Annotated in this window: 8 protein-coding genes; 3 read left to right on the top strand and 5 right to left on the bottom strand. The window is 49.5% G+C overall.

Annotated features, from left to right (window positions below):
• On the top strand, positions 1–317 hold a 317-nt coding region (locus ACWIP2_RS02000; RefSeq protein WP_448518220.1), incomplete at its 5' end, for a hypothetical protein.
• Positions 318–328: 11 nt separating this feature from the next.
• Here the strand turns inward: ACWIP2_RS02000 and ACWIP2_RS01995 are convergent.
• From ACWIP2_RS01995 to ACWIP2_RS01980, 4 genes are all read right to left on the bottom strand, one after another.
• The gene (locus ACWIP2_RS01995) at positions 329–1,291 is read right to left on the bottom strand and encodes an alpha/beta fold hydrolase (protein WP_448518219.1); all 963 of its coding nucleotides are present in this window, start codon (positions 1,289–1,291) and stop codon (positions 329–331) included.
• Between the two features lie 8 nt (positions 1,292–1,299).
• Positions 1,300–2,181, bottom strand: coding sequence for an alpha/beta fold hydrolase (locus tag ACWIP2_RS01990; RefSeq protein WP_448518218.1), 882 nt, complete (start codon positions 2,179–2,181; stop codon positions 1,300–1,302).
• A 90-nt stretch (positions 2,182–2,271) separates the two neighbouring features.
• Complete coding sequence (locus tag ACWIP2_RS01985) at positions 2,272–3,084, bottom strand: energy transducer TonB (protein WP_448518217.1); 813 nt, start codon at positions 3,082–3,084, stop codon at positions 2,272–2,274.
• An 82-nt stretch (positions 3,085–3,166) separates the two neighbouring features.
• Entirely contained in the window at positions 3,167–5,074 is a 1,908-nt protein-coding gene (locus ACWIP2_RS01980) for a T9SS type B sorting domain-containing protein (protein WP_448518216.1), read from the bottom strand.
• Positions 5,075–5,212: 138 nt separating this feature from the next.
• Here ACWIP2_RS01980 and gcvP point away from each other — a divergent pair, with 138 nt between their 5' ends.
• Complete coding sequence (gcvP, locus tag ACWIP2_RS01975) at positions 5,213–8,101, top strand: aminomethyl-transferring glycine dehydrogenase (protein ID WP_448518215.1); 2,889 nt, start codon at positions 5,213–5,215, stop codon at positions 8,099–8,101.
• A 490-nt stretch (positions 8,102–8,591) separates the two neighbouring features.
• Entirely contained in the window at positions 8,592–18,677 is a 10,086-nt protein-coding gene (locus ACWIP2_RS01970) for a hypothetical protein (protein WP_448518214.1), read from the top strand.
• 72 nt (positions 18,678–18,749) lie between these two features.
• On the opposite strand, the gene ACWIP2_RS01965 is transcribed toward ACWIP2_RS01970, so the two are convergent.
• Positions 18,750–20,093: a tetratricopeptide repeat protein gene (locus ACWIP2_RS01965; RefSeq protein ID WP_448518213.1), complete on the bottom strand. Its 1,344-nt coding sequence runs from the start codon at positions 20,091–20,093 to the stop codon at positions 18,750–18,752.
• Between the last annotated feature and the right edge of the window lie 10 nt (positions 20,094–20,103).

Below are 20,103 nucleotides of genomic sequence, written 5' to 3'. Positions count from 1 at the left end.
TTCTTTCGTGCAGCATTTTGGAAGATACCGCTTCGGAAGCTGTGATTACAGGCGAAAAAGGCAAAATTCACATGGCCAAACCTTGGCACAGTTGGGGAACAGCAACGCTTCAACTTGCTGATAGAGAGGCTGTTGTATTTTCACCTGAAAAAATCGGCAATGGGCTTTGGTTAGAAACGCGCGCCGCAGGAAATGCTTTATTGTCAGGTAAGACAGAAGAACCGCTGATGCCACATCAGGTCAGCCTGCAAATTGCGCGGACATTAGATGCCGTCCGCCGCATCATTGGTCTGACTTATCCACAAGATGTGGCATAAGAATTAATTACCTACTCGATTTGTCGCAGAAATTGCTGTACTGCCTGCACTGTCAGTGCGGGATTTTCTTCCATCGGCATATGCCCCAATCCTTCAAATATAGCGAGCGTACTGTTAGGTAAGTCTCGCTGAAACTTATACGCGCACTCCACAGGTATAAGTAGATCCCGATCGCCCCACATAACCAATGTTGGCATTTGCAGGGTCTTGATGAGTAGTGTATCGGTTGGCTTGTTTCGCGCCCCCATGCGGTCTATAAATGCGCGTCGGTTGCCGGGATGCAAACTCAGTTCATAATAACGGTCAATCAACTCATCAGTAACCAGCGAAGGATCGCCATATACATTGGTAACGCTTCTTTCAATTACCGAGCGCGGCAAGACATAGCGAAATAAATCTTTGATCACAGGCATTGTTGCAAGCCTGAAAGCCACAGGCGATTCGCGGCGGGTTGTACTACTTGCAGGATAACCGCCTGCATCTACAAGCACTAGCCCTGCCACGCGATCGGGATGTTGCAGCGCGTAGTTCCAAGCAATACTGCCACCAAGCGAGTTACCTCCCAACACACAGCGCTGAATATTCAGTTTGTCCAGAAACTCGTTTACAAAAGACACATAAGCCGCAATGGAGTAGTCGCCGCTTGGGTGCGGCCCTGTGAGTCCGTAGGCAGGCAGATCCATACGCACTACGCGGCGCGCAGGTATGAGGGCCGATGTCCAGCCATCCCATGTGTGCAGACTCGCACCTGTGCCATGTAGCAACACAATCGGCAGGCTATCCGAAATTTCGCCTTCGGAGCGATAGTGCACTTCCATTCCCTGTACGTCTATAAAAGCAGAAGGCGCTTGTGAATATTTTTTGCGCAGTTGTTCCTGTGGTAAATCATTTTTCCAAAATACAACCACCAGCGTTACCACGAACGTTAGTAAGCCGCCTATCAAAAAAAGCAGGTATCTGAAGATCTTACTCATCGCCATTATCAAAACATAAAAGATTGTGCACGGAAGAAGCTCGCCATGTGCAAACCAATTTCCATGGGCAGCTCTTCGTGTATAAAATGTCCCGCATCGAGGCTGACGCATTCAAAAGATTGGAAACACTGCTCCGCTCCTTTCAGGTAGTCTGCAATGATGACAATATCGCGGCTGCCGTGGATGTAAAGGCAATCCACAGGGCTGACCACGCGATCCTGCATCAGTTGTTGCCAGCGCGGCAGGTCATATTGGTACATTGCGCGGTAGTAGTTTGAGCTGGTGGCCGCTGTTCCCTGTATCTTAAAAGTGCGTACATACTCCTGTAAAACTTCTTCGGGAAAAGGCTTGCGGCGCGCTAACCGAAGGAAATGTCGCAGCCAGATCTCCTCGTTACCCGTGATCATTGCTTCGGGCAAATCGGGCTGCTGCATAAAGCTCTGGTACCAGTAGAAGGTCATTCCCTTTTCCTTGATAGTCTCGCGTGCAGCCGCATTGCCAATAGAATTATTGATCATGTTAATATTCATCAGGCAGAGTGCCTCCACACGATCGGGGGCTGCAAAAACCATCTCCTGCGCTACTACTCCGCCCCAGTCGTGTCCGGCAAGGTAAAAATTGCCGATATCCATTGTATCTGCTATGCAAAGAATATCCTGTGCAAGATTTTGTTTGGCATAAGGTTCTATGCCGGGCGTGCGTTCGGAATCGCCCATGCCGCGCAGATCGGGGCGCACTACGCGGTAGCTGCTCAGCCATGGCAAAACTGCCTCCCAGGTGTAAGATGTTTCAGGCCAGCCGTGCAGCAATACCAGCACCGGCTTATTTGTCTCGGCGGTATCGCGTACAAAGAAACTGCCTCTGGCAGTGTGTAAAATTTGGTTGTTCATTGTTTGCGCTCATTTTCACAGATAGCAAGGATACAAAAAAGCGCCGATGAGACCACATCATCGGCGCTTTTCTTTAAGGAAGGCTTTAGCTTATCCCAATTTGAAAGAGATCGGGAGAACAATACGCTGCTTTACAGGACGACCGCGCTGCTTACCCGGCTTCCATTTAGGTGCATTTTCGATTACGCGAACAGCTTCTTCGTCGCAACCTGCACCGATGCCTTTTACAACTTTTACGTCGGTGATGCTACCGTCTCTATCAACAACGAATTGTACGAATACTTTGCCCTCTACACCCATGCGACGTGCTTGCGCAGGGTATTTCAGGTTTTTAGATACATACTTCAGGAAGGCTTCCATACCACCAATAGGTTCTGCACCTTCTTCTACGATTGTGAAGATTTCCTCTACTTCTTCCTCTTTCACAGGCGGGGCTTCAACTTTCACCACCTCCTGCTTCTGAACAACCGTATTTTGGTTCACTTCTACGCTCAGATCTACTTCTAAATCTTGCTTGATGTCTTCTTCATCGGGAACTTCTACGATTTCAGGTGCAATAATTTTGGGCGGTGGGGGTGGCTTTTGTTCGGTTGGAGGAATTTCCATTACTTCTTCTGCTACGTCCTGTAGAGATCCAAGGCTGGTAACTTTGCCTTCGTCATAGGTTTTCCACTCAAAGGCGGTCAGAACAATGCCAAGGCTGATTGCCAGGCCAATGGAAAAAATAGGACCTGCGTAAGATTTGTGGATATCCACATCTTCGTACTTTTTGGTGATGCCATCATGCACAACATTGGAAGTGAGCAAACGCTTCCGATTGTTTTCCATGATCTTGTCGAACGCGAAGATTAGCCCTACAATAAGTAAAACGACTAATCCACCGATAATAAATAATACGGACATGTTTTTTGGTGTTAAACAGTAAATAATAGCCTTCGATTTCAAAACTAAGGATGCGAAAAAGAAGTTCCAAATTTTCGGGCGACTATTTTGCAATTAATAGCATGGCTTTTCGCTCTATCTTCCGTCCTGAATTGTCTTCTGCCTGAATTACAAGGGCATAAGTTCCCGTTGGCACGGTTGTGCCCTTAAAGTTGCCGTCCCAGCGATCGTTGGGATTTTCCGAAAAGTAAACCAATTCGCCCCAGCGATTGAATATTTGCAGCACAAAACGATTGACAAAACGCGCCTGCACGCCGAAAGTATCGTTCAGTCCATCGCCATTGGGACTAAATGCGGTTGGAAAGGTCAGTGTTGCTTCAACGCGCAGCCTGATCAGGTTGCTGTACAGGGCAACTGTTCCGCCGCTACCGATATTAACAAGTGCCATGAGGCGAAGGCGAAGCACCTGCTCAGTCAGGTCTCCGACAGGTATGAACATTGACGTCCGCTGGCTGGGGCGTAAAACATTTATTGTTCTGCCCTGACTGTCCAACTGCTCTACCACGTAACCTGCAACCCTATAACCTACAAGTTCCTGCCAGTTGAGCAGCACACTGTCGCCACTGACGCTACCACTAAGTACGGTGGTACAAAAAGGCGCCGTCCATGGAGATTGGTTGCCGCAATTATCTATGTAAGCCAACTGGTAGCAGTACGCATCTCCCGAAGTGAACACATTGCTGTCTATAAAAGGCGGACGGGTATTGGGAAGGGTCATTTGCTGTACCGACTGACCGGGCGCAGTTTTGCGCAGCAATACACGGGCTATTTGTGTGCGCTCGGGCTGCCGCCATGTAATTTGTACCTGCTCGTTGATAACGGTTGCAAGCGTTTCGGTCAGCGGCTGCGGGTCTGAGTCGCGGCTGGTAGTGATGCAGACTTCCTGTGCGGTTGAAACAGCAGCGCCGTTGTAGTAACGCACCTCCAACCTGTAGCAATACTGCTGCCTACAGGTAATATCGCGATCTTCAAATTGCAATATATTCTGGCTTGTCCACTCTCCTATTCGCGTACCGTTGCGGAAAAGTGTGTACGATGTAAATCCGATATGCAGCGGTGCGTTCCAGTTGATCCGAATAAATTCGCGAAAAGGCAGCACGCGCAACGTGTGCGTTCCTAACTGATTAAAATAGGTTACGGGTACATTGGGCGTACAAGGATTAAGCGCTTCGATGCTGTACACATAGCGATCAAAAACTGACGTAACATCGGGTGAGGTAAAAGAAGAACTACCCGCAGCAAGATCAAATAATCGGGTAGTATTATTTGAGGTATTCACTTGCCGTAGCCGATAGTTGAAGCCCGTAGGTAGCGTATAACTAAGGCGTGCGCGTCCATCAGTGCCAATGTTCACGGCTCGCAATGCAGGCGCAGGGATTTGCGCAACTGCATTTATGCGCTGCGACGTACTTCCACATACTGTATTTTGTCCGGTGATACCACTAACGGTAATTGTAAACTCACCGGCTGCGCTGTATGTATGGGCGATGTTACCTCCGCTTTGGGCGCGCGCCGTTGTACCGTCGCCCCATGCTATTTCATAGGCAGGAAAGCCCGTATCGGTAATTTCTACGGACACCCGAAGATCGTTGCAAGTTTGTACGCGAAAAGTAGGATTTCGCGGAGCAATAACCGTCAGCTCGATCGGCTGGGAAAGGTTGCCACCCGCGCCGAGTGTATTAATGCCTTGCCGGATCAGGTATCTGCCCGGACGGGTGAAGGTAAAACTCTTGTCGAGCCGAAGTTGTCCGTCGCCATAATCATACACGACCAGATTGGGTGGTGCGCCCGAGCAGTCGGTCGGAGTAATAGTTGCCGGCGCACAGACTACCTCAGCCGGCAGTCTGAAACAGGGCTGCACAGGGCTTTGCGCATGTGCAACTACAACCAACAGGCACAAATACGCTGCTGTCCATAGTGAAAGCGAACAAAAATAATTTCTTAAGGACATAATAGGTTAATCAACTGGTATAGTTTCCGCAAAAATAATGCGGACGGTCAGGCTTTGTGAAAACAAAATACCTGCATAGCAAATTATTAGATGTACTATAATTTTGTGTGTACTCCTCCTTTTTCCATACGTTTTTCAATGAAACTCAATTTACAACACAAAGAGTCGTTCAGGAGCCGCCACATTGGTCCTGATGCGGCACAGATTGACCGTATGCTTCGCACCATCAAGGCTTCGTCTTTAGAAGCGCTGATTGCAGAAACGATACCCAGCGCGATTCGAAGTCTGAAAGCGATGAATCTACCACAACCACAAAGCGAAGCAGAGTTTCTTGCTTCATTTAAAAGTATCGCCTCCAAAAATCAGATTTTCAAATCTTACATTGGGCTTGGTTATCATCCTTGCACCACACCTCATGTGATTTTGCGGAATATCCTTGAAAATCCGGCATGGTACACTGCCTACACTCCCTATCAAGCAGAAATTGCACAAGGACGCTTAGAGATGCTGATCAATTACCAGACGATGGTTATTGATCTGACCGGAATGGAGATTGCTAATGCTTCACTGCTGGATGAAGCTACCGCCGCTGCTGAGGCAATGAGCCTGCTGTACGCCGTTCGTCCGAAGGAAAAGAAAGATGCCAATAAATTTTTTGTGTCGGACAATTGTCTGCCGCAAACCATTGACGTACTGAAAACACGCGCTTATCCGCAAGGCATCGAGTTGGTGATAGGCGACCACAACAGCTACGATATTACTGACCCGCAACTTTTCGGCGTACTTTTGCAGTATCCGGGCGCTAACGGCAAGGTAGAAGACTACACCCACCTGATTGCTGCCCTGCGCGAACAACATGTAAGCACAGCAGTAGCCTGCGACCTGATGGCGCTGACGCTGCTCAAGCCGCCCGGCGAAATGGGTGCAGACGTAGTAGTAGGTTCGGCGCAGCGCTTTGGCGTTCCTATGGGCTATGGCGGCCCTCACGCAGCCTTCTTCGCTACCAGAGAAGCCTATAAACGACAGATTCCGGGGCGCATTATTGGTATTTCTAAGGATGCGCAGGGCAAAGTCGCTTACCGCATGGCTTTGCAAACCCGCGAGCAGCATATTCGCCGCGAAAAGGCAACATCTAACATTTGTACCGCACAGGTATTGCTGGCGGTAATGTCGGCGGCCTATGCGATCTATCACGGCCCTGAAGGACTTAAAGCTATTGCAGGACGCATCCATGGTCTGACCGTATCACTTGCCGATGCCCTGCGCAAACTCGGCTTTACCCTTGTGCATGAGCAGTTCTTCGATACGCTACAGATTAGCAGCACTGCCGAAATGACGCAGCAAATCCGTCAGGCTGCCGAGCAAATGCACATTAACTTGCAATACGATCTTACACCGCCACACATCGGCATTGCCCTCAACGAAAATACCACACTGGCAGATGTTGCCGAACTGGTACAACTCTTCGCAGATGTTAAGGGCACGGAGGCAGTAAATCTCACAACTGAAGATGTTTACTCGCCTGTGCAAGAATCGCTACACCGCACTTCGCCTTACATGACACATCCTGTGTTCAATACCCATCATTCCGAACACGAAATGCTGCGCTATTTGAAGATGCTGGAGAACAAGGACTTGTCGTTGGTGCATGCTATGATTCCGCTCGGCTCGTGTACCATGAAGCTAAACGCGACCGCAGAAATGATTCCAGTAACTTGGCCGGAACTTAGTCAATTACATCCTTTCGCACCTCTCAATCAGGCGCAGGGATATGCACAAATCTTCAGCGACTTAGAGCAGTGGCTATGTGAAATAACAGGCTTCGACGCTGTTTCGCTGCAACCCAATTCAGGCGCACAAGGCGAATATGCGGGCCTGATGGTGATCCGTGCCTACCACCACGATCGCGGCGACTTCCATCGCAACATTGCACTTATTCCTACTTCGGCACACGGAACCAACCCCGCCAGCGCTGTTATGGCAGGTATGAAAGTAGTACTGGTAAAATGCGACCAAGACGGCAATATTGACCTGGCAGATCTGAAAGAAAAAGCTGAGACACATAGCAAAAATCTGTCCTGCCTGATGGTAACTTATCCTTCTACACACGGAGTATTTGAGGAAGCCATTACAGAGATCTGTGATATTATCCACCAAAACGGCGGGCAGGTGTACATGGACGGCGCAAACATGAATGCACAGGTAGGTCTGACAAGTCCTGCCAATATTGGTGCAGATGTTTGCCACCTGAACCTGCACAAAACTTTCTGCATCCCACACGGCGGCGGCGGCCCCGGCATGGGCCCAATCGGCGTAGCTAAACACCTTGCGCCTTACCTGCCCGGTCATGTCTTTGTAAAAACGGGCGGCGACAAAGCAATCACTGCTATTTCGGCAGCGCCCTATGGCAGCGCCAGCATCTTAGCAATTTCCTATGCCTATATTGCAATGATGGGAGCAGCAGGCATTACCCATTCTACTCAAATAGCTATTCTGAATGCAAACTACATTAAAGAGCGCCTCGAAGGGCATTATCCAATCTTGTATCTGGGCAAAAACGGTCGCTGCGCTCACGAAATGATCATTGACTGCCGTCCGTTCAAGCAGGTGGGCATAGAAGTAGAGGACATCGCCAAGCGCCTGATGGACTACGGTTTCCATGCACCGACAGTATCCTTCCCTGTGGCAGGCACCATGATGATAGAGCCAACAGAAAGCGAAACGCAGGAAGAATTAGACCGCTTCTGCGATGCAATGATAGCTATCCGTGCTGAAATCGCAGAAATAGAGCAAGGCAAAGCAGACCGCGATAATAACGTGTTGCACCATGCCCCGCATACTGCAGATGTAATCATGGCAAATAACTGGGATAGACCCTACTCGCGCGAAAAAGCAGCTTATCCGCTGCCCTATGTGCGGGCGGCTAAGTTCTGGCCAACTGTCAGCAGAATTGACAATGCCTTTGGCGACCGCAACTTAGTGTGCAGCTGCCAACCTGTAGAAATGTACGAAACGCAGGAAGCATAAGAAACATAATAAAATTAAAAAAACTCATATTTAGCACCGGCCGTATGTAAAAATCGTATGGTCGATGCTTTTTTATGGGATATTCATCCAATTTAAAAGCTGTACAATGTAATGAAAAGTGCTTGTAAACGGCATATCTTAAAGATTTTACGAACCGTAAAAATACTTCAATCTTTCACGTAAGTTTATGTCATAAAATAAAACTTAACAACGTGCAAATGCTTTTTTAGTTACTTATAAGCAGATTAGATACTTACCATCAGCAATTACAAATCATCCAAGATTTCAACTTTTTGCCTGAAAAATGATTTATCACTTTTTAAGTTACACGCGTACTTTTAATGGCTTTATTAGCGTTAAATGTATGTATCTAATTGCATATTTTTACGTTAGTCTTGTACAGTGTGCTACTGTGATGATAACTCTGCGGTAATGATGTTTGACTTCATATTTCACTTTGCATTTGATTACATTTTTACTACTTGATACCATGAAACGTACAGCGTTTGCAAGTATGCTGTTATCTGCTTTATTACTATTTGCAGACAGTCTTTCAGCAGCAAATTATTATTGGGTTCATCCCGGCACAGCCTTGGCTAACTGGTCTGACGCGGCTAACTGGCGCACGACCTCCGGCGGTGCAACCGCGCACGCAACGCCACCCACATCGGCGGATAACGTATTCTTTGACGCCAACTCTTTTGCTACAACAGGTAGAACGGTTGTTGTGGACGTATCGGCGGTTTGCGCCAACATGGTTTGGACAGGGGCAACCAACGCGCCCACTTTTGCCATCAATAACTCGCTGACCATTCACGGTAACCTGACCTTTATTGCAGGGATGACCGTTAGCGGCGCTGGAACGGTAACGTTTGCGGGCGGAAGCAATGTCAATATTACTTCGGCAGGCAAAGTCTTCGGCGGGAATGTTAGTTGGGAAAAAGACCCTGGCGCTTCGGCTGCTCTTGTAGATGCTTTTGCAACTTCTGGCGCATTTATTCTTAACCAAGACGGAGATTTTAACTCTGCCAACCAAAACATCACCTGTCAGCGTTTTGAAATGGTCAATGTGGGTACCGCCAATATGGGCGCAAGTACCATCGACATTACAGGGGCTTCCAATACGCCGCCGAGTCTTGACTTATCAGGCGGCGGCACAATTAATCTGGCTACCGCTACTTTGAATTTCTCTAACACGGCTGCCAGCGCTACTACGCGCCTTGTGCTTGGCGACAATTCACGTAACAACGGTAATATTACTGTTGCGGGCGCCGCTGCCTTGAAAAACGTACTCATGGAAGGCTCTGTCGATCATCAGATAGGCGCATTAACTATCGGAGGCAACGTCAATTTTTCCCAAAGCACAGGCGGATTTGATTATACGTATGGCAGCGTTACTGTTGCGGCTTCTACCGTCGCCGGCGCTGGCGTTAATTTTGAATCCACAACTATCGTAACGGGAACAACTACCATCGGCGCGCTGAACGCCGTTACTTTCAAAGGCGTTAATACGCAACTGACAGGGGCGGTTTCTTTTGGCAACGGCAATACGGTATCTTTTCAAAACACGGGTACGGTAACTTTTGGCAACACCTTAACGCTGACCGCTACGGCGGCAACCACGCCTGTTTCCTCAATAACTTTTACTAACAGCGTTACCAACGTAACCCATACGGGAGGCGTAACGCTTGGCGGCGTGGCGGGAAGCAATGTCAATTACAACAATACGGGAACGGTAACTTTTAGCAACACAATGAGCGTCAGCGCCGCTAATGCGCCTAACTTTAACACCGTTACGTTTGGCAATACCGTTACTAACGTATCGCACAATCATAACGTTACGCTCAACGGCAGAGCTGTTCTCAATTACAACAATACGGGTTTTGTACATATTGGCAACTCGCCAACTAACAGAAACCTTACCATCAACGGTTCTAACAACACTTTAACCTTAGGAGCGACGGTTACTACCTTTTCGGTAACAGGCAATACCAATTTGGGCGCAAGCAACAACATTACTTTAAACAACAGCGGCAATATCAACTTTGGGGATGCGGCGGGCGATACTTTTACGGCGGGTAACAATACCGTTCTCAACGTCGGCGCGGGCGGCGCAGGCAAGAACTTTACTATCAGCGGCAGCGCTACGTTTGGTACAGGCAATAGCGTTTCTATCAACAACAGCGGCAACACGTCTATCAATGGCGCTGTAACCTACAACGGCGGCGGCAATTTCCAATACGGCAACGGCGGAACGGCAACGTTTGGCAGTACAATAACCGCTAACAACATCAGCGGCGCATTGGCGATTAATTTTACCAATGGAGGCGCAACCACCTACAACGGCGCGGTAAGCCTAACCACCGCCGCCGGGCCGACCAACAACATCACGTATAACTTCGCCGGCGGTCAAACCGCTAACATCAATGCCAACTTTGCCGTAGCAGGCGCTTGCAACAACCTGATTACCATTGGAAGAACAGGCTCCGGCAGCGCAACGCTCAACCTTTCGGCTACGCCTGCCAACCGCAACTGGGTGCGCGTCAATGTGTCAAACATAGACGCTTCCTCATTGGCCAACAACATCCGCGCCTATGCCTATACTGACGGCGGCGGCAACAGCGGCATTGATTTTAGAAACAACAGCACATCAGCCAACCGCACGCTCTACTGGGTGGCAGGCGGACCTCAAACAGGGACTAATACCCTCTGGAGCAATCCTAACAACTGGTCGTTTGAGCCGGATGAATTTGTTCCGGCAGTTTGTATTCCTACCGTAGCCGATTCGGTCGTATTTGGTCATCACGATATTTCCTTTTCTGCTACCAACGCTACTGTTGATGTAAACGGCAACTACGCCGTAGCAGGCATGCGCTGGTCGGCTACCGATGTTACGCCTGTTAACCCTATCCTCCGCAGTGTGGGCGGAGCAACCCGCACATTGACCATAGCCGGCGCGTTTGATTGTTACCGCGCGGCAGGTGAAATTACCTTTGCCAATGAAAACGCCGCCAACCGCCTGAATTTTACCTTTACAGGGGCAAGACGTACGCCTGCCAACGGCTGGAACGATATCCGCAGCGGCGGGGTAAACTTCCCGCGTGAGGTTATTTTCAACGGCAACGCCAACAATACCCGCTGGCGGCTGTTAGACGCTTTCAGCGCCCGTATAGATGCCGGCGCCAATCCAATTAACAACGGTTCGGTTTATTTGCAACGCGGCGTGTTTGACACCAACGGTCAAAACGCGATTATGGGCAGGTTTAATGCCCATCGCTACGCTAACGCCAATTTTACCTCTCCACGCGAACTGATTATCAGCGGCGCTTCCCACTGGACTATTCAGGGGCGCACGGGTAATTTAACAGCCGGTTCTGTACCCGATACCGAAGCGATGGACCTGCGCGGAACGGATTTTACATTTAATATGCCTAGCGCGGCGTCTTATTGGTATTTTTCAGGCGCTAATATAGATAGCACCGCCAATACGGAAGGCGTTTGGGTAGGCATCAATTTAGGACGAAGCGCGAATGTGCCGCGCGAAGTGCCAAGCATAGGCATAGGTTATCGGCATACGGATATAGATATCAGCGTAGATGCGTGGGGAACGCCTTTCCACTTCCGAGAACTTCGCCTGACCAACCTCCCCGCGCCTCTGGCGAATCGTCAGATATATATTCAAACATGGAATAACGCCGCTTCTCAACTCATATTTAAAGGTTTGGTGGATTTTGGAAACCGTACCAATGTAAACCCCAACAATGGCGCCGGCACGGTTATTAGAGGACCGCACGCAGCGCCGGCTGATGCTGCATGGAGCAACATCAGCCGCTTTGAAAAGCAAGTGATTATCGGCAATAATTCCCAAGTTCCTTTTTGGGGCAATTTTCGCTTCGATGCGCCTATCACCGTAGGCGACCTTTCGCGCGTATGGTTTTCCAGAGAGGGCGGTAGCGAACTTACCGCTCCAATCGGCAATCGCTATCGTTTCAACGACAACGTTACGCTCGGAAAAGCCTCTATCGCTTACTTCTACGGACAAGTAGAGTGGCCAGTAAGCGGAAAAACGCTCTTATTAGGCGATGAATCGGTCGCTTATGTGGGCGACGTACCTTCTACGATTAATCCTCCCTCAGAATTTGGCGCCAATACATGGCAAAATATTGTTTTGGGCAGTCAAGCTCGCCTGATTTTGAACAACGGAGAGGGAACAGGCACATCAGACAGAAACACCATCGTCAATTTGACCTTTGGCGAATTCTCGGTAGTGGAACTCAACACGGAAATTAATACGCTCAACGCAAGCGCAACTCCTCAAACGCGCATTACTGGAAATATGACCGCCAGTTTTTCAGGTACATGCACCTCTTGGGCTACCTTGCGCTCTATTTTAGATGGCAAGCAAGCCGATTTAAACCTCAACATCGCCCAAACAATCAATGCGCTGGTGGTCAAAGATGTAAATGTGATTGACAATTTGCCCGGTTTTGACTTAACCGTCAATGTAGGCGCCGACGCGGGCAACAATTCTAATCCTGCCAATAGCCTAACCTTTACTAATGTACGCCAAGGGCGCAATTTCTACTGGGTAGGCGGCACGAATAAAGACAAGACGCTCAATCCGTTTCGCAAGGCGGCAGACACCAATTACGACGGCATACCCGATGACAACGGCGATAACATATTGTGGAGCAATCCGGTGAACTGGTATTCGGAAGACGCTTCGCTGCCGCTGAAAACCTCTTTGACAGCCGCCGAAATTACAGCGCATAACCAATGCGTTCCCACTATTGTAGATAATGTTTACTTTTTGAACGACTCGTTCAGGGGGGGCAATAATTCAGGCAACATTTTTACCAATCGGCGCAATGTGCTGGTAGATATTCCGCAAGGGCAAGCGCGCAATTTTGAGTGGCATATTACCGCCGCCGCTTTTTCCACCTCGCCGCATACGGGAACAGGCTTTATTGCTAATTGTACCAATTGCAACGGCCCGGCGCGTTTTACTAACGAACAACAGCCCATACTGCCTACCACCGAGATGCAAATTGCCGGCAACTTGCGCTGGGCGCCTCCCGGAGGCACAGGACTTAGCACATCACACTTGCCTGTAACCGAAGCTATCCTGCGCAACGATTTTATCGCTCGATTCAGTTTTATCGGTACAGGTACGCCACAAACCGGACCCGGTACAGGCCCTACTGTACATACTATCGAGTCTAACGGACAGCGCTTTGCAGGTGAGGTAATGTTCGATAACCGCTACAGCACATGGATGCCAATTGATTCGCTCACGTTGAGAAGTCATAGACATGCGACTTCTTACCCAATTCCCCCTGCAATGACGCCTGGAGGCGTTACCGCTTGGTCGCGGGCAAGCATTAACATCAGTCAGGGTGCATTGGATATGAGCAGCGCTTCTTACAAGGCCGGTCAGCCTCGCCGCATTAGCTTAGAAGGCGATTGGACCATCAGCGGCTTGTTTGACTGGGCGCACTTTGACGCTTCTACCAGTGAAGTTATTTTCAGCGGCTCGGCGGACGGCAGCGCTAACGCCAACAACGCCAACATCGTTATGAACGAAAATTTAATCGTTCCGGCTCCTGCGCAGCCCGTCGCTCAACCTGCCAACGACCCTAACGGCAACTATGACCCCGCTCGCCGTCGCTTTTATGATTTAATCATCAATAAACGCCAAAATACGTGGGATGTGCGCGTGTTGAACTCGCCGGTCTCCGCCCTGCGGAACATTCATATCCAAAGAGGGCGTTTGTGGGATAATGATGAAGTGGGCGCCGTTCCCATGCAAATTAAGGGCAACTTAAACGGCAATGGAACGTTTGTCATGAACAACGGAACAAGCCTGTTTTTAGGAACCAACGCTGTTCCTATTACCGACAACGCCAATGCGGACGTGAACCGCTACATGAACGGCGGCAATCCCGTTTATAATTTAGGTACAGATTTTCCCGCTGCGCTGAACGGTTATCCCACAACTTTCCCGATGGGCTACGCGCGCAATCAAATTACTTTGCATGAAAACAGCACGGTCGTTTATTGGGCGCGCGCCCAGCAAAATGTTTCCGCAACGCCTGTTTACGGCAATTTGCGTTTGGAAAACCCTAACCGCGCACATCTCATTTTTAATGATGCCCAACTGACCGTTGTTCGCAAACGACATGTCATTAATGAAGATGTAACCGGCGGAGTAACTTACAACTTAACCACGCTTAACCATAGTTTAGCGCTGCCGACCAACATGTCCGGCACACAGCAACTTCGCGTTGCCGGCATACTGGATTTGTGCTATAACGGCTACGCATCAGATATGGTAAACAATGGTCTGAATGCGTCGCCACGCACCAACGGCGGAGTGGATTTGTTAGACCATGGCAACCAGATTGCGTTTGTCGGCAGCCGAACCGACAAGACCCTATTTATTGGTCCGGGCAGCTACTTAACGCTGGGCGCGGCGCGCGATATTAACCTCCGGGATGCCTACAACCGCACTTTTAACCTTACCAACGTGGCTACCTCTTTCCCAACGGGATACGACGCGGTAACGCTACATCCTTTGAGCGTTGTTAATTACAATGCGGGCGTGGCTCAAACCGTGCGCGGCTTGAACGGCGCAGGCAATGCGTCCTACGGGCATCTGATGATAGCCAACCGCGACAGAGGCACAGCCTCTAGCCCTGCTCCGCTTAACTCCAATCCTGTGTTGGCAACTAAGACCTTAGATGGTGCGGCTACTATTCGTGGACGCTTGCGCATCTACCCCAACGCCCATTTGATGGATAATGGCTACCAAATCACCATGACAGATACAAGCTATCTGCACATGACTTCTACCTTGCCTGCCATAGGCGGACTGGCGACAAGCGGCGGCAGAACGCAAAACGCCAACGATTTGCACGACTTACGCCTGACTTGGACCAATATGCCTAATATCGCTGCTCCTAACCCGCCTTTCAACGGCGAGAGCCGGCTCACGCTGGGCAGCGCTACCACGGCAACCCTGTTCCCTACCAACATTCCCAATGATCGCGTGCTGTTGCAAAGTAGAACGACCATCGTCTATAACGCAGGAGTGCCGCAGGATGTGCGCACCTTTACCAATGCGACCGATACTACGCAGATATACGCCAACTTGGCTTTTGTCAATCCTTCGGCTTCCGCTACCGCGCCGGTGAACAAAACCGCCATTAATCAGGCGGGCTCGGGTGCGGCGGCGCAGGCTGCCAACGCAGCAGGCGATGCTACCAGCAACAATACACTTGGCTTCCAAATCAAGGGAGACCTTATCATTGCTCCCAACAACAGTTTTGTAGATAATGGCTACCAAGTGCGCAATCCGAACAATAACAGCGGCGATGGTTATTTTCACATGCCGGTATTGAAAACAACCGCCGATGCGATTACTCCAACAGGCGGACGCGCTACGCTCGCAGGCGGCGACAACCCCACAGGCGCTAACGGGGTCAGCCGAATTGTGCTTGGCACGGCAGCCATCGCTACGGATTTTCCCGTGAGTTTTAGCGGAAATAATGATTTGGAAATTAACTTTGAGGTTTCCTCTGCCGATAATTTATACGGCAATGTGGTCTATAACAGCGGGCGGCGACAAACCATCAGAGCTTTAAACAATACCTCAGGTGGCGGCGTTCGCACATATGCTAATTTGACGCTGACCAATCCAAGTGCCACGCCTAATGGGCCTGTGCCTAAACGCTCTAACGGTGATTTTCGTGTGAGAGGCACGGTTACCATTAATCCAAATAACAATTTGCGCTTGCGAGGCGGGCATACGCTAACGCCTTATGTCGTTTCGGGGAGCGTGCCGCGCTTGCACATGTTTTCCAATGTCGCAACGGCTACCAGCCCTACGGCGATAGCTCACAACGACCAAAACATCGGGGGGGCGGGAGCCGTCAATGGACCGGCTATCATGACCATCGGCACACGCGACAACGGCAACAACTCCTTCCCTGCATTTGCCAACTTCAATGCTACACATCTGTTCTTAGAATTGGGAACTACCGTAGTTTACAACTTTGGCGATAACACAAGTACGGTAGCTACGCCCAGTAACCAGAATGTCCAAGCGCTTGGACATGCGACCGACGCGCAAGCTACTTATGCCAACTTGTGGTTTACCGCTCCGCAGGCAACCGCCAATCGCCCCGATGAGGTGATTCATAAAACGATTACAGCCGGCACATCAGGCTTTACACAAAATCGGGTACGCGGCTCATTGCTTATTGGCCCTATTGTCAATTTGGTAGATAACGGCATTCAAATTGTAGGCGCAGGGGCAACTCCACAAGATTTCCGCATGTTTGCCGAAATTGCCCCTATGCAAGCCTACATGAACACACCCGCCGCTCATGGGCTTCCTTCGCTTCCCGGCAGCTATGCGACAAACGCCGTTTTTGAGTCTATCGCTTATGGACAAAACAGTACCTTGTACGGCGCAGGCAGCGCCCCCCCAGCGGCAACCAATGGCGCATCGGCGCTGACGTTAGGCAACGCGACAACAGCCACGCAATTTCCAACCTTTACAGGCGCCAACGGCTTTGTGGATGCCAATATCCAAATGGATGCCGATACTTACGTGCGCTACAATGCCGGCGTTAATCAAACCATCAGGGGCTTGTTTGGCGCAACGCTAACGGCTTTGAATAACTACGCCAACGTAGAACTGGTAAATCCTGCCGGCGCAGGAACGGCGGTTAAAACCTTAAACGGCAATGCACGCATTCGCGGCAACCTGATGATAGGCGGCAGAGTGGCCGGCAACCGCTTCTTGGCTACCATCAATTACGCCTCTTTTGGACAAGCTAATGAGTTGAGCGCCAGCAATCACAACATCCATATTCAAGGCAACTGGATAGCGTTTAGCAGCGGCAACCGCAACACGCTGAACAGCGCGTTTGCTTTTTCAGGCGCTGCCAACACCATTAACAATTTGTTCAATGCAGGAACAGGCGGCGTAACTTTTGAAGGCAACGGCAAGGCGCAAATTCTCGCTTCGGGCAGCGTGGTTAGCGGCACGGGAGCCGGATTTACCCAAACGGTTTCCAACCGATTCTACAACGTAACTATTGACAAAGGAACGGCAGGAACCGTACACGGACGCACCGTCTATCTTCGCGAAGACCCTATGCTCATTCAGCAGTCGGTTACATTCACCAACGGTTATTTTTGGAGCAATGCTGATGGTTCGGAAAATAACGGCACAGTAAACCGCCAAGATGATGACAATCAAATGACTTTCCTCAATAATCCGGGCGTTACGCAAGTGTTGGGCGCAGGTACGTTTCCCGGCGCGCCTGGTCCGCACAACAACAGCTATGTGGTAGGCGCGGTGCGCAAAATCGGCACATCGGCAACTCCTGCCAGCGCCGTAGGCGGAGCTAATACCTTTGACTTCCCCATCGGTCATACGCCTTTTGTGGCAGGCAATCTGCCCGATACGTGGATTGGCAGAGGCTATTATTATGCGCCCTCAGGCGTATTAGACCTTACTGCTAATCACGACTTTGTGGCGCGCTATTACGGCACTAACGCCAACTTAGCGGGAACTACTATTCCCGCAGGCATTCGTCCACAGGATATTACCACACCCGGCGCAGGTTCGCACTATCCGACCAACGTCAAGCAGGCTTCCCTTCGCTTCATCAATGAAAGCGAGTTCTGGACAATTGATTACAGCAACAAGATAGGGCCTACTACCACCAGCGGGCTTGCTTTCCGCGCCAAACTAAGCTGGGACAGCAACCCTAACCGAACAGCAATTAATACATCTTTCTCAACGCCGCCGCTTAAAGTCGCTCACTGGACGAACAAAGGCAGCGGGCTGATGTGGTATGATGAAGGAAAAAGCGCTTCTCTCGGCACAAGTTTTTCCGGCGTGCAAGTCTCCAACTCAACTTCTCACAACGGACCGTTCAACAACGCCGACGACGCTATTTCAATCCTGCCTATTGAACTCGTACAATTCAACGCTCGCGCTGTAGAAGGCGACCGCGAAAAGGTAGAAATCACTTGGCAGACCGCTTGGGAACGCGATAACGACTACTTCGAGGTTGAAAAGAGCCGCGATGGTATCAATTTCCAAAGCATTGCCCGCGTGGAACCTAAAGGCAGAAACGGCTTCAGCAATAGCATCCAGAACTATGTTCACTACGACGAGCAACCTTGGTTAGGCAAAAACTACTACCGCCTCAAGCAGGTGGACTTCGACGGAACAACAACCTTCTCAAAAATAGAAGTGGTTGTATTTGAAAGAAATGCTCTCGCACCTACGGCAGGAAACATGGAGGTTTACCCAAATCCTTTCAACAATACCAGCCAGACACTAAACGTTGTATTACCGGAAGGGGGTGTAGGTGAAGGCTGGTTAGTGATCTGGGATATGGCGGGCAGGGAGATGTACCGCGAACGCATTGCCGACGCTCAAACCCGCTTTGAGATCACTCCTGAAGAGTCTCAAGGTAAATTTGCCAAGGGTACCTATATCATCAAGGCTGTTGGCAGGGACAAAGCATTTACTGCTAAGGTAGTTATAGAATAAACTCAAATGCATAAATAATAAAAGACCTGTCGGATGATGTCTGACAGGTCTTTTTTATGGCAGTGTAGCAGTTTAGTCTTTGATGATCGCGTCTTCTTCGGCTTCGTCTTCCATCGCTTTGAGTTCGCGCATTGCCCGAAGCTCTAACTCGGCTGCATCTTTTAGCGGGCTGCGCATCGCCGTCGCAAAGCCTTGACGAGCAATAGCAACATCTCCCATTTTCTTACCGATCAGCCCAAGTAGGAAGTTCATTTCAGCTACTGTGTTAGCGTCAAACCGCTGATTGGCTAACATCTGCTGGATGAAATCAGCGGCTGCTTTGTACTCGCCTTTCTTGTAAAGCGCGATTCCTTTAAACATAACACTTTTAGGCTCTGCAGCACTGATCTTCAGCGCCTCATCAACTGCCCTGAGCGCATTATCGTAGTTCTGCTCATTAAGTTCCAACTCTGCCAGCTGAATGTAAAGCGGCAACTGTTTTGTTCTGTCGGTAGTAGCCTTCACTGCGCTTTGCAGATTTTCAACAGCGCTCGCATTGCCTGTGTTGCGCTTTGCTAACTGCGCCAAAAGGACATAGGCAGTAGAGTTTCCTTGTTCTACTTTACCTGCCTTCTCTGCATACTGCTTGGCAATATCATTCTCGTAAACCTTGAAATAGGTATGGCTGACATTACAAAAATATCTGGCCGAAAACTTCTCCAAACGGGCTTTATATATCCCGAAATCTGCTTTTTTCCATGCTTGTCCGGCTTTGTCAAACTGATCTAAATGGTAGTAAGCGTAACCGAGTTCATAGTAAAATTTTGCATTCTGATCGGGCTTCATGCCTTGAATCTTTGGTTCTACTCTCAGCACCGCGTCAATCGCATCTTGATACTTGCCGTTTTGATTACCTAAACGCGCTACATAATATGCTACCATCTCATTGTCAGGCGCTATCTGATGCGCATCCAGTATCTTTTGATAGGCTTCTGCCCGATTCCCTTCCTTAATGGCCTTCTGTACAGCAAACATCTTGTACTGCACTTTCTTATTCACATCGCTTTCATAGTTAAAAGCCTGCTCGTAAAAGAATACAGCTTTGTCCAAGTCGTTTTTGCTGCGATAGATGTTCGCCATTAGTACATAAGCAGGTACAAAATCATTTTTCAACCTCAGCGCACTTTGCAGCGAGTTAAGTGCTGCATCGGTGCGCTTGATCTGAAACTCACTCTGCGCACGCGCAAATAAATAATTGTAATTATTTGGCTCGCGCTGCAATGCTTTATTGAACTCATTGATGGCTTTTTCATGCTGACCGGAGCGACGCAGATTTTCACCATCCACATAGTGTACGAGGCCTTCCTGCTGGGCGTATCCACTCAAACATATCAACCACAGGGCGAAGGCATAAATCGGGAATAAAAAATTTTTCATAATGTAGGTA

The sequence above is a fragment of the Rhodoflexus sp. genome (assembly GCF_053489755.1).
Note: the sequence above shows the minus strand (reverse complement) of the source record. Positions and strands in the feature narration are given on the sequence as shown.

Excerpts from the sequence above, each read along its gene's own strand:
- ACWIP2_RS01995 (WP_448518219.1), bottom strand. The coding sequence starts at position 1,291 with ATGAGTAAGATCTTCAGATACCTGCTTTTTTTGATAGGCGGCTTACTA.
- ACWIP2_RS01990 (WP_448518218.1), bottom strand. The coding sequence starts at position 2,181 with ATGAACAACCAAATTTTACACACTGCCAGAGGCAGTTTCTTTGTACGC.
- ACWIP2_RS01985 (WP_448518217.1), bottom strand. The coding sequence starts at position 3,084 with ATGTCCGTATTATTTATTATCGGTGGATTAGTCGTTTTACTTATTGTA.
- ACWIP2_RS01980 (WP_448518216.1), bottom strand. The coding sequence starts at position 5,074 with ATGTCCTTAAGAAATTATTTTTGTTCGCTTTCACTATGGACAGCAGCG.
- gcvP (WP_448518215.1), top strand. The coding sequence starts at position 5,213 with ATGAAACTCAATTTACAACACAAAGAGTCGTTCAGGAGCCGCCACATT.
- ACWIP2_RS01970 (WP_448518214.1), top strand. The coding sequence starts at position 8,592 with ATGAAACGTACAGCGTTTGCAAGTATGCTGTTATCTGCTTTATTACTA.
- ACWIP2_RS01965 (WP_448518213.1), bottom strand. The coding sequence starts at position 20,093 with ATGAAAAATTTTTTATTCCCGATTTATGCCTTCGCCCTGTGGTTGATA.